The 26,791-nt window shown below is 63.3% G+C and carries 22 protein-coding genes; 1 reads left to right on the plus strand and 21 read right to left on the minus strand.

All coding sequences use genetic code 11. The features are described 5' to 3' along the window. Positions 1-165 precede the first annotated feature (165 nt). Together NKH42_RS19560 and NKH42_RS19565 are read right to left on the minus strand one after the other, a co-directional pair. Positions 166-462: an AzlD family protein gene (locus NKH42_RS19560; protein WP_254818975.1), complete on the minus strand. Its 297-nt coding sequence runs from the start codon at positions 460-462 to the stop codon at positions 166-168. Next, positions 459-1,187, minus strand: coding sequence for an AzlC family ABC transporter permease (locus tag NKH42_RS19565; RefSeq protein ID WP_352687587.1), 729 nt, complete (start codon positions 1,185-1,187; stop codon positions 459-461). The genes NKH42_RS19560 and NKH42_RS19565 overlap by 4 nt, the downstream gene beginning before the upstream one ends. Before the next feature lie 233 nt (positions 1,188-1,420). Here NKH42_RS19565 and NKH42_RS19570 point away from each other — a divergent pair, with 233 nt between their 5' ends. Next, on the plus strand, positions 1,421-2,218 hold the full coding sequence (locus tag NKH42_RS19570; protein ID WP_352505607.1) for a class I SAM-dependent methyltransferase: 798 nt from the start codon (positions 1,421-1,423) through the stop codon (positions 2,216-2,218). Positions 2,219-2,234: 16 nt separating this feature from the next. Here the strand turns inward: NKH42_RS19570 and NKH42_RS19575 are convergent, their stop codons facing one another. The 19 genes from NKH42_RS19575 to ftsL all read right to left on the minus strand — a co-directional run bounded on the left by NKH42_RS19575 (position 2,235) and on the right by ftsL (position 26,791). Beyond that, positions 2,235-2,927 carry a DUF2461 domain-containing protein gene (locus NKH42_RS19575; RefSeq protein ID WP_352505606.1) on the minus strand — a complete coding sequence of 231 codons (693 nt, stop codon included), beginning with the start codon at positions 2,925-2,927 and terminating at the stop codon, positions 2,235-2,237. Continuing rightward, a complete protein-coding gene (ligA, locus tag NKH42_RS19580; RefSeq protein ID WP_352505605.1) occupies positions 2,927-5,134 on the minus strand; it encodes an NAD-dependent DNA ligase LigA in 2,208 nt (735 codons plus the stop codon). Before ligA ends, NKH42_RS19575 begins: the two co-directional genes overlap by 1 nt. Before the next feature lie 239 nt (positions 5,135-5,373). Next, entirely contained in the window at positions 5,374-7,047 is a 1,674-nt protein-coding gene (recN, locus tag NKH42_RS19585; RefSeq protein ID WP_352505604.1) for a DNA repair protein RecN, read from the minus strand. Between the two features lie 13 nt (positions 7,048-7,060). Beyond that, positions 7,061-7,930 carry an outer membrane protein assembly factor BamD gene (locus NKH42_RS19590; RefSeq protein WP_254818981.1) on the minus strand — a complete coding sequence of 290 codons (870 nt, stop codon included), beginning with the start codon at positions 7,928-7,930 and terminating at the stop codon, positions 7,061-7,063. Positions 7,931-8,134: 204 nt separating this feature from the next. Beyond that, the gene (lpxC, locus tag NKH42_RS19595) at positions 8,135-9,082 is read right to left on the minus strand and encodes a UDP-3-O-acyl-N-acetylglucosamine deacetylase (RefSeq protein ID WP_352505603.1); all 948 of its coding nucleotides are present in this window, start codon (positions 9,080-9,082) and stop codon (positions 8,135-8,137) included. A 279-nt stretch (positions 9,083-9,361) separates the two neighbouring features. Then, positions 9,362-11,032, minus strand: a complete 1,671-nt coding sequence (gene ftsZ, locus NKH42_RS19600) for a cell division protein FtsZ (protein WP_254818983.1) — start codon at positions 11,030-11,032, stop codon at positions 9,362-9,364. A 67-nt stretch (positions 11,033-11,099) separates the two neighbouring features. Beyond that, positions 11,100-12,407, minus strand: coding sequence for a cell division protein FtsA (ftsA, locus tag NKH42_RS19605; RefSeq protein ID WP_254818984.1), 1,308 nt, complete (start codon positions 12,405-12,407; stop codon positions 11,100-11,102). After that, entirely contained in the window at positions 12,404-13,345 is a 942-nt protein-coding gene (locus NKH42_RS19610; RefSeq protein WP_352505602.1) for a cell division protein FtsQ/DivIB, read from the minus strand. Before NKH42_RS19610 ends, ftsA begins: the two co-directional genes overlap by 4 nt. After that, positions 13,333-14,259, minus strand: coding sequence for a D-alanine--D-alanine ligase (locus NKH42_RS19615; protein WP_254818986.1), 927 nt, complete (start codon positions 14,257-14,259; stop codon positions 13,333-13,335). The genes NKH42_RS19610 and NKH42_RS19615 overlap by 13 nt, the downstream gene beginning before the upstream one ends. Before the next feature lie 312 nt (positions 14,260-14,571). After that, positions 14,572-15,537 carry a UDP-N-acetylmuramate dehydrogenase gene (gene murB / locus NKH42_RS19620; protein ID WP_352505601.1) on the minus strand — a complete coding sequence of 322 codons (966 nt, stop codon included), beginning with the start codon at positions 15,535-15,537 and terminating at the stop codon, positions 14,572-14,574. Next, on the minus strand, positions 15,534-16,940 hold the full coding sequence (murC, locus tag NKH42_RS19625) for a UDP-N-acetylmuramate--L-alanine ligase (RefSeq protein WP_352505600.1): 1,407 nt from the start codon (positions 16,938-16,940) through the stop codon (positions 15,534-15,536). Before murC ends, murB begins: the two co-directional genes overlap by 4 nt. Beyond that, entirely contained in the window at positions 16,937-18,064 is a 1,128-nt protein-coding gene (gene murG, locus NKH42_RS19630) for an undecaprenyldiphospho-muramoylpentapeptide beta-N-acetylglucosaminyltransferase (protein ID WP_352505599.1), read from the minus strand. Before murG ends, murC begins: the two co-directional genes overlap by 4 nt. Position 18,065: 1 nt before the next feature. Further along, complete coding sequence (ftsW, locus tag NKH42_RS19635; protein ID WP_023676765.1) at positions 18,066-19,217, minus strand: putative lipid II flippase FtsW; 1,152 nt, start codon at positions 19,215-19,217, stop codon at positions 18,066-18,068. Continuing rightward, positions 19,217-20,617, minus strand: coding sequence for a UDP-N-acetylmuramoyl-L-alanine--D-glutamate ligase (murD, locus tag NKH42_RS19640; RefSeq protein ID WP_352505598.1), 1,401 nt, complete (start codon positions 20,615-20,617; stop codon positions 19,217-19,219). The genes ftsW and murD overlap by 1 nt, the downstream gene beginning before the upstream one ends. 8 nt (positions 20,618-20,625) lie before the next feature. Then, positions 20,626-21,708: a phospho-N-acetylmuramoyl-pentapeptide-transferase gene (mraY, locus tag NKH42_RS19645; RefSeq protein WP_254818991.1), complete on the minus strand. Its 1,083-nt coding sequence runs from the start codon at positions 21,706-21,708 to the stop codon at positions 20,626-20,628. A gap of 24 nt (positions 21,709-21,732) precedes the next feature. Continuing rightward, on the minus strand, positions 21,733-23,166 hold the full coding sequence (locus NKH42_RS19650; RefSeq protein ID WP_352752494.1) for a UDP-N-acetylmuramoylalanyl-D-glutamyl-2,6-diaminopimelate--D-alanyl-D-alanine ligase: 1,434 nt from the start codon (positions 23,164-23,166) through the stop codon (positions 21,733-21,735). Continuing rightward, positions 23,163-24,617, minus strand: coding sequence for a UDP-N-acetylmuramoyl-L-alanyl-D-glutamate--2,6-diaminopimelate ligase (locus tag NKH42_RS19655; RefSeq protein WP_352505596.1), 1,455 nt, complete (start codon positions 24,615-24,617; stop codon positions 23,163-23,165). The genes NKH42_RS19650 and NKH42_RS19655 overlap by 4 nt, the downstream gene beginning before the upstream one ends. A gap of 54 nt (positions 24,618-24,671) precedes the next feature. After that, positions 24,672-26,417 (minus strand): peptidoglycan D,D-transpeptidase FtsI family protein, encoded by a 1,746-nt coding sequence (locus tag NKH42_RS19660; RefSeq protein WP_352752491.1) that lies wholly within the window; start codon positions 26,415-26,417, stop codon positions 24,672-24,674. After that, positions 26,414-26,791: a cell division protein FtsL gene (ftsL, locus tag NKH42_RS19665; protein WP_254818995.1), complete on the minus strand. Its 378-nt coding sequence runs from the start codon at positions 26,789-26,791 to the stop codon at positions 26,414-26,416. Before ftsL ends, NKH42_RS19660 begins: the two co-directional genes overlap by 4 nt.

A 26,791-nucleotide genomic window follows, 5' to 3' on the forward strand; every position in this document is an offset into this window, starting at 1 on the left:
AAGCGCATTGACGCCGAAGCAGCGCGAAGCGCTCTATAGCGACGCCGTCCGTCGCGCCCACCAGAAGAGATCGGAGGCGATCCGGCTGAGCCTGTCGCGGGTCAGCGCCGCAATAGTCGCTGCGGTAAAGCGCATGTGTGCTCTCGCCGCCAAGGCAAAAGTCGATCAGCCGACGACCTGCCGCGCGAGGATCAGCACGGCAGCACCCGCCAGGAACATCGCCATAAGGCCGCCGCGCAGCGAGACCAGGCCGGCGACGACCAAGGCCCCCCATTCCGCCGGTCCGGCGCTCAGCGCTGCCGGCGCCACAAGCGTGGTCAGCACCGCCGCCGGCACGGCGTTCAGCCCGGCCTCAACACGCGGATGGATATGGTCGAAGCGTGAGATCACCAGATGACCGCCAATGCGTGTCAAATAGGTCGCGATCGAAGCGGCGACGATGATCCACAACGTCGTGCTCATGGTCGTACCTCCACGCCGCTGTGGCGGGGCGGCAGGATGACGGCGAGCAGCACGCCGGCCAGCGCGCCGATGGAGACATGCCAGGGCGAGCCGACCGTCTTGTAGGCAATGATGGAGGCGGCAGCGCTTGCGACGACCACCGGCAGCCACAGCGGCCGCTTGCGGAAGCTCATGACCAGGCCGAGAAAATAGATCGGCAGCAGGAAGTCGATGCCCAGCGCGTGGGTGTCGGGAATAAGTTTGCCGAACACCGCCCCGAGCGCGCTTTCGATGACCCAGAACACGTAGACCGGCAGCCCGAGCCCCATATACCAGGCAAAGCCGACGGTCTCGCCGGCCTCCGCCTTGCGCTCGGCCACCGCGAACTGCGGATCGGTCAGCACGAAGTAGCCTATCGCCTGCTGCACCAGCGGCCAATGCGCGATTCGCCGGCCGATACCGGCCGAATAGAGCACATGCCGAAAATTCACGGCGAAGATCGACAGCACGATCAGCCACGGCGCGACATGCTGCCCGAACAGCTCGATGCCGACCATCTGGCTGGCGCCGCCGAACACCGTCGCGCTCATCAAGAACGCCTCGATCACGGAAAAGCCGTTGTCGACGGCGAGCGCCCCGAACAGCAATGCAAACGGTGCCGACGCCACCACGACGGGCATGCTCAGCCGCACGCCGTCCCAGAAATCGCTTCTCGCACCGTTTTCGGAGATTGCTTCCGCCGACATCGACCGCTCCTTGGGAAGGGCCGTATGTAGAGAGGGCGGTCCGGCTTGTCACACCAATTCGCTTGAGGCAAACGATCAGCGGAAATGATAGCTGAAGCATCGCGGCAAGTTCGCTTCCAGACTTGTGGACAAAATCAGAGGCTTGGTACCTGAGCGCATATTCGTTGGCGACGATCGGTCCTTGCCGAAGCGACGGCCATAGACCAACCTGCTGGGCCGGACAGGTGGTTCCAATGAGCGAATTTTTCATCGATCCAAAATTCGGCCGCCTGGCCTTCGGCGCCGATCCCGGCAGCTATCACGCGACGCGACCTGGGTATCCTGATTGGGTATTCGAAATTCTATGTGAGCGGTGCCGTCTCGCGCATGGCACGGCGACGTTCGAGATTGGCGCAGGTACAGGAACTGCAACGCGCCGCTTACTCGAACTGGGCGCGAGCCCGTTGCTCGCCATTGAGCCGGATTCCCGCCTCGCGACTTTCCTTTGCGAGACTATTCAGGACAAGGCGCTCTCGGTGAGCGTCTCTGCGTTTGAGGATGCCGTCCTTGAGAAGGCCGGTTTTGATCTCGGTGTCAGCGCCACTGCCTTTCATTGGCTGGATGAGGACACGGCGCTGATCAAGGTCGCAGAGCTGCTTCGGCCGGGCGGCTGGTGGGCAATGGTCTGGAATGTATTCGGCGACGACAGTCGCCCCGATCCCTTTCATGATGCGACCAAGGCGCTGCTTGACGGGCCTTCGAGCCCGTCGGCGGGCTCAAATGGTATTCCGTTCGCCCTTGATGCCGAGGCCCGCGTGGCGGCACTGGAGCGAACCGGCGCGTTCGATGCCATCGAACATCGGACAAGTGTCTGGTCGCTCGTCCTCGATCCTGACCAGACGGTCGCCCTCTATGCCACTTTTTCCAATATCAACATCCGCAGTGACCGCGAAGCAATCCTGGCGGAGCTGGGTCGCATCGTCCGCGACGAGTTCCAAGGCTCCATAACCCGCAACATGACCACCAGCCTCTACACTGCGCGGCGCAGCTGACCGTCTGACTTTTCCGCTAGCGCTGCGAAGCCTTGCCTTCGATCGCCCTGCCCCAGTCGAGCAGCGGTTTTGCCCGCATGACGAAGTCGACGAGTTCGTCGACCAATCCAGCTCCGTAGATATCCGCCGGCTCGATTGCGTGCCGGACGGCGAAATGCCGGTTGCGGATGGCGGCCACGAGATCGGGCTCGATAACGTGCTCGAAGCCGCGCGGCGTGCGCTTCATACAGCCGTCCGGGTCGAGCTCGAGATCATTCTTCTTCAGCGCCGCGACGAGCGTGCGGAACTCAGCGGGCCGCTTTGCGATGGCGTTGCGCAGCGCCAGCAATAGCTCCGGTCCGGGCTGCCACCAGGCAACAGCGGCAAAGCAGCGCTCGAGCCCGATGTGGATGTAAAACACGCCCTGTTCCATCTTGGTGCCGTCGGGCGAAAGGATCGCCGACAGATGCCGGTTGTAAGGCCGTTTGTCCTTGGCGAAACGCACGTCGCGATTAATCCGGAACAGCGACTTCTTGCGGTCGCCGCGCAGGCCGAGCCCCAATGCCGTGAAGCGCTCGGAGAGCGCCTCGACCAGATCGCCGAAGGGATTGCGCAGGTCCCGCTCGAAGAGCTCGCGGTTTTCCAAAAACCACTCCCGGCTCTGATGAAAATCCAGTGCCTTGAGGAAGGGAATGGCCTTGCCACCGAAACCATTGAATTCAGCCGGCATCACGAGCCCTTGCCGATCCGCTCGAGCCAGGCATCCTCATCGATGACTTCGATACCGTGTTCGGCAGCCAGCTTGAGCTTGGAGCCAGCACCGGGCCCGGCGACGACGAGGTCGGTCTTCGCGGAAACCGAGCCGGCGACCTTCGCGCCGAGACGTTCAGCCATCGCCTTGGCCTCGGGGCGCGTCATCTTTTCGAGCGTGCCTGTAAACACGATCGTCTTGCCGGCGACCGCACTATCGGCTGAGACGTTCACGATGTACGGCTTCGGGTGGACCTGTGTGAGCAGCGCTTCAAGCACGGCGTCGTTGCGTTCATTGCCGAAGAAATCGCGAAGAGCGCCTATCACGCTATCGCCGATGCCGTTGATCGAAGGAAAAACGCTGTGTGGATCGGCTGCCGCTGCTGTCTCCTTGCCAATGCGGATCAACTCCTCGACCGTCGAGAAGGTTCGGGCGAGCACAGCGGCCGTCGTTTCGCCGATATGGCGGATGCCCAGCGCAAAGATGAAGCGATCGAGTTCCGGTTCGCGGCGAGCGTCGATGGCAGCGAAGAGCTTGTCGAGACCTTCATAGTTGCGTTCTTCGACACCGCGTACATTCTTCCGCGTTTTGCCCGATGCGGCCTCACGCTGTCTGGCCTGCTCCTCCCGCCGCTCCGCCAATGCCTTGATGACGGCGGGACGGCGATCCCGGAGAGTGAAGATATCGGCTGCTGTCTTGACCAACCCGGCATTGAAGAACAGGTCAATGTTTTCAGCGCCCAGGCCTTCGATATCCATGGCGCCGCGTGACACGAAGTGACGCAATCCTTCCACGGCCTGGGCGGGGCAGATCAGCTCGCCGGTGCAACGTCGGCGGGAATCTTCCTTGCCGGTCTTCTCGTTGATCTCGCGCGTTGCCGGCGAGCCGCAGATCGGGCATTTGTGCGGGAATTCGTAGGGCACGGCGTCTGGCGGACGCTTGTCGACGACGACGCTGACGATCTGCGGAATGACGTCCCCCGCCCGCTGGATGACCACCGTGTCGCCGATACGTATGTCGTTGCCGTCGCGGATCGGCTGGCCGTTGCTGTCCAGACCCTTGATGTAGTCTTCGTTGTGAAGCGTGACATTTTCGACCACGACGCCGCCGACCGTGATGGGGGCAAGCCGGGCAACCGGCGCCAGCGTACCGGTACGGCCGACCTGAATGTCGATCCTGCGCACGGTCGTCATCGCCTGTTCGGCCGGAAATTTGTGAGCGATGGCCCAGCGTGGTTCGCCGGTGACGAAGCCCCATCTGCGCTGCAGCTCCAATTGATCGACCTTGTAGACCACGCCGTCGATGTCATAGCCAAGCGAGGAGCGCTGGGCCTCGATGAGGTGATAATGCGCGATCAGTTCGTCGACCGACTTTGCCCGGACCATCAGTGGACTGACCTTGAACCCCCATTCCGCGAATTTTTGCACGGAATCGTATTGGGTCGGAGCTGGATCCTTCGAAGTATAGCCCCAGGCGTAGGCAAAGAATTTGAGGTTGCGGCTGGCGGTAACGGACGGGTCCTTCTGACGGAGCGACCCGGCCGCCGTATTTCGCGGATTGACGTAATCCTGGCCGCCGATCGCCGCCGAGCGTTGCTTCAGCGCCTCGAATTCCGCGTAGGTCATATAGACCTCACCGCGTATTTCGATGACCTCGGGCCAGCCCGATCCCTTCAAGGTCTTGGGAATGTCGGCGATGGTCTTGAGATTGGCGGTGATGTCCTCGCCGACGACGCCGTCGCCGCGCGTTGCCCCCTGCACGAACACACCGCCTTCATACCGCAGGGAAGCCGATAGCCCGTCGATCTTCGGCTCTGCCGTGAAGGCGATGTTCAGATCCTTGTCGCGATCAAAGAATCGCCGGCCCCGTTCTATGAAGTCCGCGACGTCCTGGTCGGTATAGGCCTTGGCCAGGCTGAGCATCGGTACCGCGTGCCGCACCTTGGCAAAACCTTCCGCCGGCGGCGCGCCGACCCTGCGCGAGGGCGAATCCTCGCGCACAAGATGCGGGAACCGCTGTTCGATGGCGAGATTGCGCCGGGTCAGCGCGTCATATTCCGCATCCGTGATTATCGGCGCGTCCTCGCCATGGTAGCGCCGGTCGTGCTCGGCGATCTCCTGCGCCAACCGCATCAACTCGCTTGCCGCCTCGCTTTCGCTGAGCGAACCGACTGGTTTTTCGTCCATGCACTGCTCCCTCCACGGTGGCGCGACACAATAGAACAGGATTCTCTCGTCAGGGAGAGACCAGACGCCGAAAATCATTCCTGAACAGCAGGATGGCGCCATACCCTGACTCAGGTCGCGAGCGCCGGAAACGAACTCGTCTGGAGCAATTCCAGGAAAACTGTGAAACGGTTTTCCGTCCGGAATTGCGCAAAACAAAGAGGTAGAGCGGTTCGGCGTTTCCGGAAGGATGAACCGCTCTAGGCTGCCGCGGTGTTCTCCCGCAGCAGCCGCTCGGCCGCCGCGCGCGCCTCGTCTGTAATGGTGGCGCCGGCGAGCATGCGTGCGATCTCTTCCTGCCGTGCCGCCCGGTCCATCTCGGCGATGCCGGTCGAGACCCGGTCGGCACCGCCTGATTTGGAGATGAGGAAATGCGTCGCCGCGCGCGCGGCCACTTGCGGTGCATGCGTGACCGAAAGGACCTGCACGCGTTTTGCCAGCCGCGCCAGCCGCTGGCCGATGGCGTCGGCAACCGCGCCGCCGACGCCGGTGTCAATCTCATCAAAGACCAAAGTCGGCGCCGACCCGCGATCGGCCAGCGCGACTTTCAACGCCAGCAGGAAGCGCGAAAGCTCGCCGCCGGAAGCGACCTTCATCATTGGGCCGGGCCTGGTGCCGGGATTGGTGCGCACCCAGAACTCGACCTGGTCGATGCCTTCTTCCATGCGGCTCTCGGCATCGCTTGCGATCTCGACGATGAACTCGGCCCGTTCGAGCTTCAGCGCCGGCAGTTCGGCCATTACCGCCTTGGTCAGCCCGACGGCCGCCGCATGGCGAAACGACGACAGCTGGGCCGCCGTAATGTCGTAGGCCTGGCGCGCCGCTGCAGCCTGTTTCTCCAGCGCATGCAGGCGCTCCTCGCCGGCGTCGAGATCGGCAAGGTCGGCAGCCATGGTGTCACGCAATTGCGCCAGGTCATCCACGGCGACGCTGTGCTTGCGCGAGGCGGCACGCAGCGAAAACAGCCGCTCCTCAGCCTTCTCCAGCCGCTGCGGATCATATTCGGTCGCGCGAAGTGCTGCTTCGACGCCCGACTGCGCCGCGTCGAGCGACAGCATCGCTTCGTCGAGCGATTTGACGACGTCCTCGAGCAGCCCCGGCGCTTCGGTCGCCTTTCGCTGCAGCCGCCTGAGCAGGCTGGCCAGTTGCGGCAAGGGCGAGGACGGGCCCGAGAGCACATCCTGCGCATCGTGGATTTCCGAGGCGATCTTTTCGGCACGCATCATCGAGGCGCGCAGTTCGGCCAGTTCGGTCTCTTCGCCCGGTTGCGGATCGAGCCTGGTCAATTCGGCGACCGCAGCACGCAGATAATCGGCCTCACGGGCAGCTGCCTCGACTTTGGCCCGGTGCCGTGAAAATTCCTGCTCGCAGGTACGCCAATGCCGCCACGCCTCGCCGGTTGCCCGAGCAGCGCCGAGATGGCCGCCGAAACTGTCGAGCAACTCGCGATGGGCGCCGGGATCGACCAAAGCGCGCTCGTCATGCTGGCCGTGGATCTCGACCAGCGCACGGCCGATGTCGCGCATCAGCGTCACGCTGGACGGCTGGTCATTGACGAACACGCGCGTGCGGCCGTCAGCCGTCTGGACGCGGCGCAGGATGATGTCGCCGTCGTCCTCGATGGCATTCTCGGCAAGCAGCATGCGAGCCGCGTGGTTGCGCGGTACGTCGAACACGGCGATGATCTGGCCTTGTGCCGCGCCATGCCGCACCAGCGAAGCGTCGCCGCGGGCGCCAAGCGCCAGCGACAAAGCGTCGAGCAGGATAGATTTTCCGGCGCCGGTTTCGCCGGTAAGGACCGAAAGGCCGGACGAGAAGTCGATGTCCAGCTTTTCGATCAGAACGATATCGCGGATCGACAGTCTGGAGAGCATGGTGACGCGCCGCTCAGGCGCCGGTGATCAGCTTCCCGGCCTTGGAGATCCACGATCCGGCATTCTCGCGCGGCTCGAGCCCACCACTCTGCAGGAGCTTGTAGGAGTCCTTGTACCACTGGCTGTCGGGATAGTTGGTGCCGAGCACGGCCGCAGCGGTCTGTGCTTCCGACGTCAGCCCCATCGCATAGTAGCTCTCGGTAAGACGCGCCAGCGCTTCCTCGACATGGCGTGTGTTGGAATAGTTCTCCACGACGTTGCGGAACCGTTTGACGGCCGCGATGTATTCGCGGCGCTCGAGATAGTAGCGGCCGATCTGCATCTCCTTGCCTGCGAGCTGATCGTTGGCGAAGCGGATCTTCTCCTTGGCATCATCGACATATTCGGAAGTCGGCCAGCGCGTCACCAGGTCCTGCATCGTCTGCGCGGTAAGACGCGCTTCCTTCTGGTCCTGGGTGACGTCCTTGATCTGGCGGTAGTAGCTCAGCCCGATAATATATTGGGCATAGGCTGCATCGTCGGTCGACGGGTAGAGGGTCAGGTAGCGCTTGGCCGAACCGATCGCCTCATCGTAATTGCCCTGACGGTAGTCGGCAAAGGCACCCATCACCATCGATTTGCGGGCGAATTCGGAATATGGATGCTGGCGGTCGACGGCATCGAACTTGCGGCTTGCCTCCTGCAGTCGCCCGGCATTCAGATTGGCGAGACCCTGATTGTAGAGCACGTCGGCCGGCTCGGTCTGATCGACATAGGTCGACAGGTCGACGTCCTTCTCGGACGACATGCAGGCCGACAGAAACAGCGATGGAACGACCACCGAAAGCGCCAGGAAAACAGCCCGCCGCAGCGCCTTCGATTGACCAACTCGCTTGAAAAACATGTTTGGATTCCGCCCTTTCGGCGTCATTTCAGTCGACGGCAGCAGCCATAAACCATAATTGCCTTGCCCGGCAACGCTATCCCCGGCCAATCGCACATTTTTGTGGCGGTTTGGCGCCACCTGGAAAGCCGTGTAATTTGGCCGGCCAGTGATGCATCCATGCAACACAGCTTGACCGCAACGTGGGCCGTAAGACCTTAAGAATCAGATCATCCAGGGCGCATAGAGGGGTGCGTTGACGGCGCTCATCTCCGCGGTACGCCCGCGCTCGCGGCGCGTCGTCTCGACGATCTCGAAAGCCGAACGGTCCGACAATAGACGGCGCAGCGCAGCGGCGTTCAGCCTGTGGCCACCACGATAGGAGCGGAAGCAGCCGATGAACCGGGCGCCGGCGAGCGCCAGATCGCCCATCGCATCCATGGTCTTGTGGCGCGCGAACTCGTTCGGATAGCGCAGGCCTCCGATGTTGATCACGCGGTTGTCGTCGCCGATCACCAGGGAGTTTTCCAACGAGGAGCCGAGCGCATAGCCGGCCGCCCACAGCCGCTCGACGTCCTTCATGAAACCGAAAGTGCGGGCCCGCGCGACGTCACGCCGGAAAATGTCGGCGTTCATGTCGGATGCAAAAAGCTGGCGCCCGATCGCCGGGCTTTCGAAATCGATCTCGATCTCGAAGCGCGTGCCGTCATAGGGCCGGAACTCCGCCCAGCAGGCGCCGTTCTCGATACGAACCGGCTTGACCACCCTGATGTAGCGACGCTTGACCGGCAGCGTTTCGATGCCTGCCTGGTCAATGGCCTCGACGAACATCACTGCGCTGCCGTCGAGGATAGGCACCTCATGGCCATCGATTTCGATGACGAGATTGTCGATCCCAAGCCCGAAAAGCGTCGCCATCAGGTGCTCGACGGTGGCGATGTGCTCGCCTTGCGGATCGCCGAGCATGGTGCAGAGGTCGGTGGCACCGACCTCGGAAACGAGCGCGCGAAATTCGTGGCTTCCGTTTGCATTCGAAAGCTGGAAGACGACACCCGTATCGGCGTCTGCCGGCAGGAAATGGACAGTGACCGGATTGCCACTGTGAACGCCGATGCCGGTCAGCGTCGCACGCGATTTAAGTGTCGTCTGATAGTCGTGCAAAACAATCCCCATAGCCCGTACTGCCTAGGTCCGCTTCATCTGCCCTGAGGGCGCGGCTCTTAATTGATCGGCAGGCAGGGCCACTTCCCCGAGACTCCCAGCAAACCGACTTTGGTCGGTGGCGAAGATAATGGTCCCGCGGGGAGACTCCAAATCACGGTTTCTTACTCGTTGTAACCGCGGCCCAGCGCGGGATTGCCGCATAAGTCTTTGTTTTAAAAGTATTTTTAATATTAACAGGCGAACAGTTTCCTGCTCGCCTGTTAACAACTGTTACGAACCGTTAACAGATCAATTGGCCTGTCGGCGCAGGAAGGCGGGAATCTCCAACTGATCGTCTTCCTGGACAGCCCGGCTCTGCGGCGTCAGGCGGCCCTGCTCATCCAGCTGGCCGCGACGCGGTGCGTAAAGCTGCGGATCCTGGCTGGCTAGGCGGCGCACTTCCGCCGGCGCCTGGCGCAGTTTCGGTTCGCGAGGCTGCGCCGGCTGCAGTCTTGCAGGTTCCTCTTCGCGGCGGGTCAAGCCGTTGGTCAGGCGCTTGAGCAAGCCCATCGGGCCGCTGTTCTCGTGGTCGGCCGGGCGGGCCTTGGCTTCCACTTCGGCCTTCACCTGCGGCGGGAAATCCTCGACCCGCGGCATGCGCTGGGGTGCCGCGGCAACCGGCTGCGGCATTTCACGATGCGGAGCGGGCTGCATCGCTTGCTGAACCGCCGGCTGCATCATTGGCTGCGGCTGAGCGGGAGGCGCCTGGAAGATCTTGCTCTGCGGACGGAAGTCTTCCGCATGGGCGACCGGTGCCGGGCGGGCCTGCGCCATCGCTGCCGCATTCGCCTCGGCGAGCTGAATGGCCTCGGCGACCGGATCGGCAGCACGTGGTTCATAGATCGGTTGCTGGACAGGCGCCGGGCGCATTTCCGTGACCTGGGCCGCCGGGCGGCTGACCGGCTTCGGCGGAGCCGCGCGGATGGCGATCGGCGCGGCAGCGATTTCGGCCGCCGATTTGTCGATGCCGGTGGCGACCACCGACACGCGGATAACGCCTTCGAGTTCCTCGTCGAAGGTGGCACCCAGAATGATGTTGGCGTCCTGGTCGACCTCTTCGCGAATGCGGGTTGCGGCCTCATCGACTTCGAACAGGGTCAGGTCGCGGCCGCCGGTGATCGAGATCAGCAGGCCCTTGGCGCCCTTCATCGAGGTCTCGTCGAGCAGCGGGTTGGCGATGGCGGCTTCAGCCGCGGCCATTGCGCGGCCCTCGCCCGAAGCCTCGCCGGTTCCCATCATCGCCTTGCCCATTTCGCGCATGACCGAGCGGACGTCGGCGAAGTCGAGATTGATCAGGCCTTCCTTGACCATCAGGTCGGTAATGCAGGCAACGCCCGAATAGAGCACCTGGTCGGCCATGGCGAAGGCATCGGCGAAGGTGGTCTTGTCATTGGCCAGCCGGAACAGGTTCTGGTTGGGAATGACGATCAGGGTGTCGACGCATTTCTGTAGTTCCTCGATACCCATGTCGGCCGTCTTCATGCGGCGCTGGCCTTCGAAGTGGAACGGCTTGGTGACGACGCCGACGGTAAGGATACCCTTTTCGCGGGCAGCGCGGGCAACGACGGGAGCCGCCCCGGTGCCGGTGCCGCCGCCCATGCCGGCAGTGACGAAGCACATATGCGTGTTGGAGAGATGATCGATGATCTCATCGATGCACTCTTCCGCCGCCGCGCGCCCGACTTCAGGCTGCGATCCGGCGCCGAGACCCTCGGTGACATGCGCGCCGAGCTGGATCAGCCGCTCGGCCTTCGACATCGTCAGTGCCTGTGCGTCGGTGTTGGCCACCACGAATTCGACGCCGCGCAAGCCGGCGGTGATCATGTTGTTGACGGCATTGCCGCCGCCGCCGCCGACACCGAACACGGTGATGCGCGGCTTGAGCTCGGTGATGTCCGGCTTCTGCAGATTGATGGTCATTGTCTTCGTCCTTTGCCTTTCCCGCCGCTTCGCCGCCGCGGCCGCCTATGGGGCTGTCCCCGTCAAATTAAAAACTGTCTCTCAACCACTGACTCATTCGATGCAGTTTTCCGCCTGTTCCGGTCATCCGAAGACCGGAAATTCCCTTCGCCGGGCGGCTCTCGAAGCTCGCCATCTGCGGGTAGATCAGAAGCCCGACGGGCGTCGAAAAAGCCGGCCCCTTGGCCGCCTCGGGCAGGCCTGCCACGCCAAGCGGGCGTCCGATGCGCACATTGCGGCCGAGAATGCGGCGTGCTGCTTCGGGCAGGCCGGCAAGCTGGCTGGCGCCGCCGGTCAGCACCACACGCTTGCCGACGGCATTGCCGTAGCCGGACTTGTTCAGGCGGTCGCGCAGCAATTCCAGCGTCTCGTCGATGCGGGCGCGGATGATGCGTGTCATCACCGAGCGCGGGATCTGCAACGGCACCTCGCCGTCCTCGCCGATCGGATGGATGGAAACCAGGTCGCGGTCGTCGGCACTGCCAGGCAGCGCCGAGCCATGCATCACTTTCAGCCTTTCGGCGGCATCGAGCGAGGTCGACAGGCCCTTGGCCATATCCAGCGTGACGTGGTTGCCGCCGATCGCGATGGCGTCGCCGTGGACGAACTTGCCTTCCGAAAATACCGAGATCGTCGTCGTGCCGCCGCCCATGTCGATGCAGGCCGCGCCCATTTCGAGCTCGTCGTCGACCAGCGCGGCAAGCCCGCTGGCATAAGGCGTCGCCACCATGCGCTCGACCGACAGATGCGAGCGGTTGATGCAGAGCTCAAGATTGCGCAAAGGCGCCGCGTCGCCCGTCAGCACGTGCATGTCGACGCCAAGCTGGTCGCCAACCATGCCGCGCGGATCGCGCACACCGCGCTCGGCATCCAGAGAAAAGGCTACGGGAAGCGAATGGATCACCTCGCGCTCGGCCCGCAGAGCCTGCTTGGCGCCGGCGGCAAGCACGCGCTTGATGTCGGCCTCGTCGGCCTCATGGCCGCCGAGATTGATGGTGGCCGAAAAAGCCTCGCTCTTCAACCGGCCGGCAGTCATGTTGACGATCAGCGAATCGACCGTCAGTCCCGCCATGCGTTCGGCGGCGTCGACGGCAAGACGGATGGCGTGCTCGGCGCGGTCGAGATCGATGACGACGCCCGATTTCACGCCTTGCGATTTCTGGTGGCCGATGCCGATCACCTGGACGCGATGCGAGCGTCCGCGCAGCAGCTTGCCATCCTCGCGCGGCTTGAGCTTGGCCACCACGCAGCAGACCTTGCTGGAGCCGACATCCAGCACCGTCAAGATGCCGGACCGGCGCGCCGAAGCATCGCTATTGCCGCCAAGCCAGCTCATATTTTCGTCTCCGGCTTGCGCTTCAGCATCTTGGGCTTTTCGTTGAGCGCGGCCTCGCGCTGTGTCGCCGCCTCCGGCGTCAGCTGGACGACCAGACGATCGGAAAGGCGCATGTCGACGGCAGCGATGTCGCGCGTCAAAAGCCCGTTCTCGTGGTCCATCCTGACCAGGTCGGCAATCGCCTGATCCTCGCCGTCTTCGGGAAGTTTGATCGTGATGCCGTTTTCAAGCTTGAGATCCCAGCGCCGTTCGCCGATGCGGATATAGCCCTTGATCCGCGCGGCGAGCTCCGGATAATTCTTGATCTTCGCTAGGAAATCCGGCGCTTTGGCCGGTGCGCCGGTGCCGATGATCAGCGGCAGCAATATCTGCTTGCCGCCGGAGAACGGCGCAATGACGGCGCCGGATTTCTCGATGACCGAAAGCGCGCTGCCTTGCTGCCACAGCGCGAACGGCTCGCGCTCCTCGACGCGCACTTCCAGCGTATGCGGGTAGACCTTGCGCACTGCCGCGGCTTCGACCCAGGGTAGCGTGGTGATGCGTTCGCGCGCGGTTTCGGCGTCGAAGCCGATCAGCGAGGTCCAGCCGTCGAGTTCCAGCCTGTCGAGAATATCGATCTCGGATGTTTCGCGGTTGCCGACGACCTTGACCTGATCGACGGCAAAGCCGGTTCGGGCGGTGACACTCTGGACGATGGCGTCGGCATGTCCGCCGAGATAGGCGCCATAGGCACTGCTCGAAATAAGCAACGCCGCCGACAGCATGGCAGCGCAATAGGGCGGCGCTTCGAAGTCGCCCTCGCCGAGGCGCGCCAGCACGCGCACCGGCCGGCGGAGCAGGCGCGGCAGCACGAAATGGTCGAACGACAACGGCATGCCGAACAGCGCCGGCCCGGCCGCGCCCTTCCCCCTGCCCTGTCCCCACTTCAACGCAGACACGAAGCGTCCTCCACCATCCAACTCAACAAATCGCCGAACGAGTGTCCCGCTTGCGCGGCGATTTCCGGCACCAAAGACGTCGGCGTCATGCCCGGCTGGGTGTTGACCTCGAGCCAGACAATTTCGCCGTTTTCGGAGTGACGATCGTCATAACGGAAGTCCGATCGGGAAACGCCCCGACAGCCGATAGCTTGATGAGCCTTGAGTGCCAGTGTCTGTATTTTTTGGTAAATATTCGGTGAAAGTTTTGCCGGGCATTCGTGTTTTGATCCTCCCGCGACGTATTTTGAATCATAGTCGTAGAAGGAATGGCCGGTCGGGATGATCTCGCAGACACCGAGCGCCACATCGCCCATCACCGCGCAGGTCAATTCCCGCCCGTGCACATAACGCTCGACCATGACCGTATCGCCGTATCTCCACTCGGACGAGCCGATGATCTGCGGCGGATGCGACTGGCCTTCATGCACGATGACGACACCGAAGCTCGACCCTTCGTTGACCGGCTTGACCACATAGGGCGGCTTCATCGGGTGCTTGTTCTGGATGGCGAAGCGATTGGCCACCTTCGATTCCGCCACCGGAATGCCGGCCGCCTTGGCGACCTTCTTGGCCTGTTCCTTGTTCATCGCGAGCGCCGAGGCAAGCACGCCCGAATGCGTGTACGGAATGGCGAGGTACTCGAGGATGCCCTGGATGGTGCCGTCCTCGCCGAAAGGGCCGTGCAGTGCGTTGAAGACGACGTCAGGCTTGAGCGCGCTGAGCACCGAGCCGATGTCGCGCGAGACGTCGACGCGGGTGACCTGGTAGCCCTCTCCCTCGAGCGCATCGGCGCAGGCTTTGCCCGACGACAGGGACACGGGCCGCTCGGACGAGAATCCTCCCAGAAGGACGGCCACGTGCTTGCTTGTCATTCCCCGTCATTTCCTCTCGCAGCAGGCCTGCACTATCGTGCATGACCCGAAAAGCATCGCGCACACTCATACGCGCCGAGCAACTTCGCTCCGTGTTTCCGCAACATTGAGTCCGAGTCTCCCGGCAGGTTGCCCCCCAGACGGAAACGCGAGCAACGCGTCGAAACGACTCAAATCAGGAAACGCTTCAGGGCAGAGAATCAGAGAGTTGATTCGCTGGCAAGTGCTTACGATTCCGATGGATTCACTTTCCGCAAAAACGGCAGCAAAATGTGAATTCATGAGTCCGAAAAGCAACGGCGGTCGACTTGCCTAAAGCAACTGCCCGAGAAATTCCTGGACCGCATGGCCCGGCCGAAAATTACCGATGCGCTTGATCTCCCACTGCAGCCGGATGCCCGATTTTTCGAGCACGCGCGCACGCACCGTCTCACCGAGATATTCAAGCTCGTAGCCGGTGGCGGTTCCGGTGTTGATCATGAAGTTGCAATGCATCGGCGACATCTGCGCCCCGCCGACCATCAGGCCGCGGCAGCCGGCCTTGTCGATTTCCTTCCAGGCCGAGGTGCCCTCGGGATTCTTGAAGGTCGAGCCCCCGGTTTTTTCGCGGATCGGCTGCACGGTCTCGCGATGGTTCTGGACAGCATCCATCGCGGCCTTGATCGCCGCCTTGTCCTCGGGAACGCCTTCGAGCAGCGCCGATGTGAAGATCAGCCCCGACGGCGCCGCTGAATGGCGATAGGCATAGCCCATGTCGGCATTGCTCAGCGTATGAACATTGCCCTTGCGGTCGAGTGCCCGCACCTCGACCACACGCTCGCGTGTCTCGACGCCATTGGCGCCGGCGTTCATCCTCAGCGCTCCGCCAATGGCGCCGGGAATGCCGTGGTAGAAGTGAAAGCCACCAATGCCGGCCTCGTAGGCAACGGCCGCAAGACGCTTGTCGGGCGTTGCGGCGCCCGCCTTGATCATGGTCGGCGCAATTACTTCGGTCTCGCCAAAGCCTTTGGCCGAAAGCCGGATGACGAAGCCCGCAATGCCGCCGTCACGGACAAGCAGGTTCGAGCCGACGCCGACGATGGTCAGTGGTATTTCCTCGGGCACCGCCTTCAGGAACGCGGCAAGATCGTCCTCGTCGGCCGGCTGGAACAATGCGTCCGCGAGCCCGCCGGCTCGAAACCAGGTGATCTTGTCCATCTCGGCATTGGGCGTGATGCGGCCGCGCAGTCCGGCAAGCCGGTCGCCAAGCTTCTCGATCAACGCCTGGCCGCGCATCATGAGATGGTCCCGCCGAGTTCCTTGGGCAGCGCATAGGCCCATTGAGTGATGTTGCCGGCGCCGAGGAAAACGACGAAATCGCCCGGCTTCGCCACCTCGCGAACGATCGGCCCGATCGCCGCCGGACCTTCGATGTAGCGTGCGTCGCGATGGCCGCCGGAGCGGATGCGCGACACCAGTGCGTCGGACGTAACGCCGTCGATCGGTTCCTCGCCGGCCGCATAGACGGGCGCCACCATTACCGTATCGGCGTCGTTGAAGCAGACGGAAAACTCGTCAAACAGATCGCGCAGCCGGGTGAAGCGGTGCGGTTGGGTAACGGCGATGATGCGGCCCTTGGTGGCGCTGCGCGCAGCCTTCAGTACCGCCGTGATCTCGACCGGATGATGACCGTAATCGTCGAACACATCGACACCGTTCCACGAACCGGTATGGGTGAAGCGCCGCTTGACGCCGGCGAAGGACGACAGGCCCTTCTTAATTGCCTCAGCCGGAAGGCCGAGCTCATGCGCGACGGCAATCGCCGCCGTCGCATTGGAGACATTGTGACGTCCGGGCATGGGTAGCCGCAGACCTGATATCGTTATCTGGCCGTGCGTCTTGCGATCGCGGATCACCACGTCGAATTCCGAGGTCGGGCCGTCCATGCGGTGATTGGTGAAGCGCACGTCGGCCTGCGCATTTTCGCCATAGGTGATGACGCGCCGGTCCTCGATGCGGGCGACCAGCGCCTGCACCTCGGGATGGTCGGTGCACATCACGCCGAAGCCGTAGAACGGCACATTCTCGACGAACTGACGAAACGCCTCGCGCACTTTGTCGAAGGAGCCGTAATGATCGAGATGCTCGGGGTCGATATTGGTGACGACGGCAATCTCGGCCGGCAGCCTGAGGAAGGTGCCGTCGCTCTCGTCGGCCTCGACCACCATCCATTCGCCGTCGCCCATGCGGGCATTGGTGCCATAGGCATTGATGATGCCGCCATTGATCACCGTCGGGTCGAGCCCGCCGGCTTCGAGTAGCGTCGCCACCATCGAAGTCGTCGTCGTCTTGCCATGCGTGCCGCCGATCGCGACCGCTTGGCGGAACCGCATCAACTCGGCTAGCATTTCGGCGCGCCGCACGATCGGCAGCAACTTCTCTCTCGCCGCCTTCAGTTCCGGATTGGATTTCTTGATTGCGGTGGAGACGACGACCACCTCGGCCTCGCCGAGGTTTTCGGCCTGGTGGCCGACGAAGCATTCGATGCCCTTGTCGCGCAGCCGCTGCACATTGGCGCTGTCGGCCTGGTCGGACCCTTGCACCTTGTAGCCGAGATTGTGCAGCACCTCGGCGATGCCGCTCATGCCGATGCCGCCAATGCCGATGAAATGCACGAGGCCGATCGTCTGTGGCATCTTCATTCGTGCGTCTCCTTCCTGAATTCCGAAACGGATTTCCTGGACGCAATAGCCTCTGTCAGATCGGCGAGCAACCGCGCGGCATCCGGTTTTCCGGATGATTTCGCCGCCGCGGCCATTGTCGCCGCCCTGCCCGGATCATCCATCAAGGCCCCGATCAACGCAGCAATGTGCTCGGGCGAAAGCGTGGATTGCGGATGCACCTCGGCGCCGCCCGCTGCCGCAAGGGCCGCCGCATTCGCCGCCTGGTCGTGGTCGAGCGCGTGCGGATAGGGCACCAGCAGCGCCGGCCGGCCGATCACCGCGATTTCCGATACGGTCGATGCGCCGGAGCGCGACATCACCAGATGCGCCGCCGCCAGCCGCTTTGCCATGTCGGTGAAGAACGGCGACACCTCGGCCCCAATGCCAAGTGCGGCATAGGCGGCTTTCACCCGCGTCACATCGTCGGCGCGCGCCTGCTGTGTGATCGCCAGCCGCCTGCGCTGTGCGTCGGAAAGCCGGGCGATTGCCGCCGGCACCGCGTCGGAAAAGAACTGCGCGCCTTGGCTGCCGCCAAACACCAGCAATCGGAACGGCTCTTCGCCGGCCGATGCGGCATAAGGTGTCTTCGCCGCCTCCAGCACTTGCGGTCTGACCGGATTGCCGGTGGTCACCGTCTTGGCGCCTGCGGCACTGCTGTCTTCAGGCAGGAACCCACCGGCAATGGCGTCGACGCGGCCGGCAAGCGCGCGGTTGGCGCGGCCCATCACCGCATTCTGCTCGTGGATCAGCGTCGGCACCTTGCGCCGGGTCGCCGCGTAAAGCGGCGGCAGTGTCGGATAACCGCCGAAGCCGACCACGATGGCGGGCTTGATGCTGGCGATGACGGCCGATGCCTGCCGCACGCCGCGCCAGATTTTCCAAAACGCGGCGAGCACGGCAAAAGGATTTTTCGACCCCATCGTCGCCGACTGGATCGGATGGATGGCGGCTGCCGGGAACTGTCCGGTAAAGCGCTCGGCGCGCTCGTCCGTCGCCAGATGCACCGTCCAGCCGCGCCTGGTCAGTTCGTGCGCCAACGCCTCGGCCGGGAACAGGTGTCCGCCCGTGCCGCCTGCCGCCAGCAGGATGACCCCCTTCGCCATCTCACTCCGCCGGCATCGCACGCGGCGACGGCATGAAGCCCAGCTGCTTGCGCTTTTCCGGGCGCTTGCGCGTCAGCGCCAGCACCATGCCCATCGAGATGGCGATCGCGATCTGCGAAGAGCCGCCGTAGGAGATGAACGGCAGTGTCATGCCCTTGGCCGGCATCAGCTGCAGATTGACGGCCATGTTGATGACCGACTGCAGGCCGAAGACCGTGACCAGGCCGCCAACCGCATAGCGGGTGAAATCGTCCTGCTCCTTGAGCGCCGTGTTGAGACCGCGCAGCACGATGAAGCCGAAGATGGACATGATGAAGAAACACATGATCAACCCGAATTCCTCGCCGGCGACGGAGAAGACGAAGTCGGCGTGGCTGTCGGGGATGACCCGCTTGACGGTACCCTCGCCCGGCCCGACGCCGAACCAGCCGCCATTGATCAGCGCCTCGCGGCCCATGTCGACCTGGAACGTGTCGCCCTCGCCGGTCATGAAGCGGTCGATGCGGCCGGCAACGTGCGGGAACACCGCATAGGCGGCGAACACGCCGCCGACGCCGGCAGCACCCAGCGCGACGATCCACAGCCACGGCAACCCGGCCATGAAGAACATCACCCCCCAGGTGCCGAGCACCAGCATGGTCTGCCCCAGGTCAGGCTGCGCCACCAGCAGCGAGATAACCAGTGCAAGCAGCAACATGGCGAACAGATTGCCGGGAATGTCGGGCTGCCGCTTGTGCTCGGCGAACAGCCAGGCGCAGATGATGACGAAGGCCGGTTTCAGGAACTCGGATGGCTGGATCGACAGACCGGCAAGCGACACCCAGCGCCGCGCGCCCTTCACCTCGACGCCGATGTAGAGCACTGCCACCATCAGAAACAGCATGATGCACAGCATGACCAGCGCCATGCGCCGGATCTGCCTGGATTCAAGGAACGAGACAGCCAGCATCACCCCAAGTGCCGGAATGGTGAAGATAATCTGGCGCGTCGCGAAGTGGAAACTGTCGAGCCCGATGCGCTCGGCCACCGCCGGGCTTGCGGCGAAGGACAAAACGATGCCGAGCCCCATCAGCGACAGGAACGCCGCCAGGAACCAGCGATCGATCGTCCACCACCAGGTCGCAACCGGGCTTTTGTCGAGACGGCTTTGCATTATCGTGTCCCTCCGATGGGCATCACGCCATCAATGGCGGTTACGGCCTGCCTGAACGCCTCGCCGCGTACTTCGAAATTCTTGAACTGGTCGAAACTGGCGCAGGCCGGCGACAGCAGCACCACCGCCTCGCCGCTACTATCCCTGGCCGCATCACGGGCGGCGTGTTCGACTGCCGCGGCCAACGTGCCTGAGATCTCGTAAGGCACCGCCTCGCCCAGCGTCGCCGAAAAGGCCGGTGCAGCTTCGCCGATCAGATAGGCCTTGGCGATGCGCGGGAAGAAGCCGCGCAACTGCTCGATGCCGCCCTCCTTCGGCAGGCCGCCGGCAATCCAATGGATACGCGCAAAGCTCGACAGCGCCGGTGCAGCGGCATCGGCATTGGTCGCCTTGGAATCGTTGACGAACAGCACATGCCCTTTGCGGCCGACCTGCTCCATGCGGTGCGCCAGCCCGGGGAAACTCTCCAGTCCGGATTGGATCTCGCCGAGTTCGAGCCCGACCTTGAGGCAGGCGGCGGCGGCGGCCAGTGCATTCTGCGCATTGTGCTGGCCGCGCAAGGAGCCGATGCCTTCGAGGAAGGCGACCCGGCTGTAGCGGCCGTGCACGGCTTCCATTAAATTCGTGCCGTCGGCGAAATAACCGTCGGTCAGGGGCAGGCGCTTGGAAATCCGAATGACCTGCCGGCCTGCCCGCTCCAGCCGGTCGGCGATCTGGGCGCACCAGGAATCGTCGACGCCGATGATTGCCGTCTCGCTGCCGGCCACCAGCCGCTCCTTGATCGAGGCGTAGTGTTGCATCGTGCCATGGCGGTCGAGATGGTCCGGCGTCAGATTGAGCAGGACGCCGGCCGTCGGATTGATCGAGGGGGCAAGGTCGATCTGGTAGGAAGAGCACTCAACCACATAGTGCCGCTCGGGCTGCGGCGGATCGAGCGTCATCACCGCACGGCCGATATTGCCGCCCATCTGCGTGTCGCGCCCGGCCGACTTGAGTATGTGCGCCGTCAATGCCGTGGTCGTCGACTTGCCGTTGGTGCCGGTGATCGCAATGAAAGGTGCTTCCGGCGCCCGCGCCGTCCGCTCGCGGCAGAAAAGCTCGATATCGCCTATGATCTCGACGCCGGAGCCCCGCGCGAGCTCGACAGTCCAGTGCGGCTTCGGGTGCGTCAGCGGCACGCCGGGCGACAGCACGAAGGCGGAAAACCTCGCCCAGTCCGCGCCGCGCAGGTCCGCGGTTGCAATACCGACCGCGCCAGCCTTGGCGACGCTGTCGGGATTGTCGTCCCAGGCCAGCACATCTGCGCCGCCTTCGATCAGCGCGCGCGCCGTGGCGATCCCCGAGCCGCCGAGCCCGAAGAGCGAAACGCGCTTGCCTGAAAAGGATGCGGCGGGGATCAAGCGGCCTCCTATCTGAGCTTCAGGGTCGACAGGCCGACCAGCGCCAGGATGACGGCGATGATCCAGAAGCGGATCACCACCTGGCTTTCGGTCCAGCCGAGCTTTTCGAAATGATGGTGGATCGGCGCCATCAGGAAGACGCGCTTGCCGGTCATCTTGAAATAGCCGACCTGGATGATGACCGAGAATATCTCGACAACGAACAGGCCTCCGACGATGACCAGCACGATCTCGTGCTTGGTCGCCACCGCGACCGTGCCGATCAGCCCGCCCAGCGCCAGCGAGCCGGTATCGCCCATGAAGATGGCCGCCGGCGGCGCATTGAACCACAGGAAGCCGAGCCCGGCGCCGATCACCGCTCCAAGGACCACCGCCAGTTCGCCGGTACCGGGCACGAAATGGATCTGAAGATATTCGGCGAATACCGCGTTGCCGGAGAGATAGGCGATGACGCCGAAGGACGCCGCCGCGATCATGATCGGCACAATCGCCAGTCCGTCGAGGCCGTCGGTCAGGTTCACCGCATTGCCGGCGCCGACGATGACGAAGCACGAGAACGGGATGAAGAACCAGCCGAGATTGACGAGAAACTCCTTGGCGAAAGGGAATGTCAACGATGACGAGAACGGCGCCTGGCCGTTATGCATGATCACCCAGGCGGCGATGCCTGCGATGGCAAATTCGAGCCCCAGCCGCGCTTTGCCGGAAAAGCCGAGATGCGATTGCTTCGTCACCTTGAGGTAGTCGTCGTAAAAGCCGATTGAGCCGAACCCCAGCGTCACCAGCATCACCACCCAGACGTAGATGCTCGACAGGTTCGCCCACAGCAGTGACGAACCGATGATGCCGGACAGGATCATCAGCCCGCCCATGGTCGGCGTTCCCGCCTTCTTGAAATGCGTCTGCGGCCCATCGGCGCGGATCGGCTGTCCCTTGCCTTGCCGCAGCCTCAGCGAATTGATGATGGTCGGTCCGAAGATGAACACGATCAGCGCCGCTGTGATCAGCGCCCCGCCGGTGCGGAAAGTTATGTAGCGGAAGACATTGAAGACCGAGATCTTGTCCGCAAATTCGACGAGCAGTGTTAACATGCGCTTGCGTCCCCCGGACCGATCCTAGGTCTGTCTACTGGTTGTGGCTTCCGCCGGAAACTTGCCGAGCAATGCCTCGACCAGCTTTGAAAAGCCTATGCCTTTCGACGATTTGATCATAACCACGTCACCCGGCCTCAACTCCGACAGAAGCACCGGTTTCAGATCTTCCGCGCCGGCGCGGTACTCCGTCCTGATCTCGCCGGGCAAAACGTCGGCCAGCGCCCACATTTCCGGGCCGCCGAGAAAAACCGTGCGCGTGTCGGTGCCGACGATCAGGTCGGCAAGGGCGGCATGCAATTTCGCCGAATGGCTGCCGAGCTCGAGCATATCGCCGAGCACGGCAATGCGCCTGCCCTCGCCCGACACCGGCGTCGTGTTGAGCAGCGCCATTGCAGCGCTCATCGACGCCGGATTGGCGTTGTAGCTCTCGTCGATCAGCGTGATCGGCCCCTTGGGGTGGCGCAACATATAGCGTTTGCCGCGTCCGCGTTCGGGCGACAGATCGGCCAGCGCCTGCGCAACCCTGGTGACGTCGGCTCCGACCAGATGCGCTGCACCCAGCACCGCCAGCACATTCTGCACCATATGGCGGCCCGGCGCGCCGATCCTGGCGACGATCTCGTGCCCGCCAATCTTGGCGGTTATCACGGAATGGTCGGCATCGAGTTCGCATTTGATCAGTTTGAAGGTCGCCCGGGCATTCTCGCCGAATCCGTAAACATGCTCGACGCCGGCCTCTTTCGCCATCTTCTCCAGCAGCTTCCAGCGCGCATCGTCGCGGTTGAGAAGGGCGGCGCCGCCGGGTTCCAGTCCCTCGAAAATCTCTGCCTTGGCCTTGGCGATCTCATCCAGGTTGCGGAAGAAGCCGAGGTGAGCGGCCGCGATCAGCGTAATGATGGCGACATGCGGCCGGACCATCTTGACCAGAGGCCGGATCTCGTCCGGATGGTTCATGCCGATCTCGAAGACGGCAAAATCGCAATCCTGCGGCATGCGCGCCAGCGTCAGCGGCACACCCCAGTGATTGTTAAACGACTGGACCGATGCATGCACGGTACCGACCGCGGAGAGAGCGTGGCGCAGTGCTTCCTTGGTGGTGGTCTTGCCCACCGATCCGGTCACGGCAATCACCCTCGCCTTTGAGCGTGCGCGCGCCGCAACGCCGAGCTTTTCCAGCGCGACGAGCACATCCTCCACGACGATCATCGGTGCCGTCAGCCGCCCCAGCGACGGCAGCTTGCCCTCTGCGACGACCAGCACGCCGGCGCCCGCCTTGATGGCGGCGGTGACGAAATCATGGCCGTCCATGGCCTCGCCCTTGATGGCGAAGAAGGCGTCTCCAGGCTGCAGGCTGCGGCTGTCGATGGAAATGCCGGCGATGCCTTCCGGCATCGGACCGAGCGGCCGGCCATCCATGGCGGCAACCAGCGCCTCGGAGGTCCACAGATGGCTCACGCCGTTTGCTCCCGCAGCGCCGAGCGAACTTCCTCATGATCGGAAAAATGCAGCGTCTCGGCGCCGATGGTCTGGCCTTCCTCATGGCCCTTGCCGGCCACGATCAGCGTATCGCCGGCGTGAAGCATCCCGACTGCCTGGTGGATGGCCTTGCGCCGGTCGCCGATCTCGATCGCCCCCGGTGCAGCCGCCAGGATCGCGGCGCGGATCGTCTCGGGGACTTCCGAGCGGGGATTGTCGTCGGTGACGATGACGACATCGGCCAGCCTTGTGGCGATCTCGCCCATGATCGGCCGCTTGCCCCGGTCGCGGTCGCCGCCGCAACCGAATACGACGATGACGCGGCCAGTGGTAAAGGGGCGCACCGAAGCTAGCACGTTTTCCAGTGCATCTGGCTTGTGAGCGTAGTCGACATAGACGGGCGCCCCGTTGGCGGCCGTCCCGACAAGGTCGAGCCGTCCCGGCGCGCCCTTCAATTTCTCCAGCGCCATCAACGCTTTGGCAACAGATGTTCCAGTCGAAATGGCGAGGCCGGCCGACACCAGCGCATTTGCAATCTGGAAGTCGCCAGCCAGCGGCAAGTCGACTTCATGGAGAACGCCGTCCGCTTCAACCTCGGCGCGCTGGCGGTGGCGCTCGTGCTCGACCCGCTTCAGCCGCAGGAAATCGCCGTGGCGTCCGACCGTCAGCACATTCAGTCCCGCTGCATGCGCCGCCTTGATTGTCGGCTCCGACCACGGGTCGTCGGCAAAGATAACGGCCGGCGCGCCCTTCGGCAGCAGCGCGTCGAACAGACGCAATTTGGCGCGATGATAGTCCTCGACCGTCGGATGATAGTCCATATGGTCGCGGCCGAGATTGGTGAAGCCGCCGGCCGTAAGCTTGACGCCGTCGACCCGGCGCTGGTCGAGGCCATGGCTGGACGCTTCCATCGAGGCGTGGGTGACGCCGGCCTCCGCCAGCTCCTTGAGCAGCCTGTGCAATGCCACCGGATCCGGCGTGGTCAGCGAGCCATATTCGTTGCGGCCCGGCGCCACCACGCCGGTCGTGCCGATCGAGGCGGCGGCGAAACCCGCCTGCTCCCATATCTGCCGGGTGAATGCGGCGACCGAGGTCTTGCCGCTGGTTCCGGTCACCGCGACCATGGTTTGTGGTTGCTTGCCGAAATAACGGGCCGCACTCTGCGCCAGCGCAAGGCGCGGATCGTCTACGACAAGAACCGGCACTGGCAGCCCGGCGACCGCACTGCCCTTGCCGACCACGATCGCTGCGGCGCCGCGGCTCGCGGCGTCGGCTGCATAGGCTGCGCCATCCGCCTTGGAGCCGGTGAGCGCGAAAAAGACGACGCCCTCTGTTACCTGGCGGGAATCCGACGAAATCCCTGTAACCTCCATGTCGAAGGGAGCTGTCCCATCGACAGGCAGGATACCGGCTAGATTTTTCAGCTTCATCGAACCCCGTTCATCGCAACAAAATAACGCGCAGTTGCCGGCGCGCCCGAAGAATCACTGATAGGAAACCAGCGTTGCACCATTTTCATGGCTGAAATCTGGCTTCACGCCAAGCATGGAAGCCGCACGTCGGATGATGTTTGCAGCCATGATGCCCGCGTTCGAGGCGGCCGTAGCACCCATGCCGGGCTTTTCCGGCTTCGGTTCGTCGGCGATCGTAAGCACTATGTATTGCGGATCGTCCATCGGGAAAGCTGCAACGAAGGCGTTGAAATTCTTTTCCTTCGAGTAGCGGCCGTTGACGACCTTCTCCGCCGTTCCCGTCTTGCCGCCCACCCGGTATCCTGGCACCCGTGCATTGCGACCGGATCCCTTTTCGGCATTGAGTGCATAGAGATAGCGCATACCCTCGACCGTTTTGTCGCTGACCACTTTCTTGGCGACCGCCATCGCCTGCTCCTGCGTGCGAGGCAGGAAGGTTGGGTCCATCAGATAGCCACCATTCATCAGCGCGGCGCAGCCGACCGCTGTCTGTAGCGGAGTCGTCGACACGCCGTGGCCGAAGGCGATGGTGATCGAATTGACCTGCTTCCAGACCTTGGGCTCGGTCGGCCGAGCGACTTCCGGCAGTTCGGTCTGCATCTTCTCGAGGATTCCCAGGCGATGCAGGAATTCGCGGTGTCCGTCGATGCCAACCGCTTCGGCTTCCTTGGCAGAACCGATATTGGACGAATAGATGAACACTTCCGGAACTGACAGTATCCGGCCCTTGGCATGGAAATCATGGATGGTTTGATGGCCGATCCTGATCGGGCGCGACGCGTCGAAGCGGCTTTGCAGCGTTATCTTGCCGGAATCGAGCGCCATGGCGGTGGTGAAGCTCTTGAAGGTCGACCCCATTTCGTAGAGGCCTGCGGACATTCGGTTGAGCCGGTCCTTGTCCTGCGCATTATAGGGGTTGTTCGGATCGAAATCCGGAACGGAGGCCATCGCCAGCACCTCGCCCGTCTTGACGTTGAGCACGACGGCACCCGCCGCGATCGCGTGGTACTTTTCCATGCCGGTGGCGACCTCGTCGCGCACGATATGCTGGACGCGCAGGTCGATCGAGAGCTGCACCGGTTTCAAATCCTTGGCCACCGCCAGGCCCGACGCCTGAAGGTCGCTCAAGCCTTGTTCGTCTATGTATTTCTCCATGCCGGAGATGCCCTGATTGTCGATGTTGGTGAGGCCGACAATGTAGGACGAGGTTTCGCCGGCCGGATAGAACCGGCGCTTTTCGGTGCGGAAGCCGAAGCCGGGGATGCCGAGCTGCATGATGTCGGCCTGCTGCTTCGGCGTCAGTTGCCGCTGCAGCCAGACGAAGCCGGCGCCGCTCTTCAGCTTGTTGTATGTCTGCTCGTAGTCGATCTCGGGAAGCACCGTCGACAGTTTTTCGATCGCCTCGTCGGCATCGACGATGCGGCGCGGCTCAGCAAACAGCGACGCCGTCTTGATGTCGGTCGCCAGCACTTCGCCGTTACGGTCGACGATGTCGGGTCGCGATGCCGTCACCCGGCTCTGCGGGCCGCCCGACAGGTCGGGATTCTGGAAACCCAGATAGACCAACCGCCCGGCAATGGTCGAATAGATGCCGAAGAACACCGCCATCGTCATGACGATGCGGGTCCTGCCCTTGCCACCGGTCGCCTTGCGGGCTCCTTCGACGACGATCGATCCGCCCCCACCGGGCTTCGAACCGCGCTTCAGCAGCTTCCCAACCTTTGGAAATCTGGCGGCGATTGGAAATCCGCTGATCATTGGATGATGCCTCCGGTCACCACGGGATCCTTTCCGCCGACATCGGCCATGCCGCCCAGCCGCTGCGATGAAAGGTCCTCGATGTTGACGGGTTTCGCCGGCAGATCGTCCAGCCCGACGATCTGCCGCGCATTGACCGGCTCGAGTCCGAGTTGCGATTTGTAGATTTCGGTGAGCTTTTGCAGGCGCGACGGCTGGGTAAGCAGGCTCCAGTCCGCCTTGAGCAGGTCGATCGTGTCCTCTTCATAACGGATCTGCGCCTGGATCTTGTGCACTGCCGCCAGTTGCTCCTCGGCCTCGCGCTTGGTCTTGTAGGTCAGGGCAGCCGCCGAAACCATGACGGCGATCAGGACTATGTCGCTGGTACGAAACAC

The organism is Mesorhizobium sp. M1142, from assembly GCF_040318565.1.
In the GTDB taxonomy this organism is placed as follows: domain Bacteria; phylum Pseudomonadota; class Alphaproteobacteria; order Rhizobiales; family Rhizobiaceae; genus Mesorhizobium.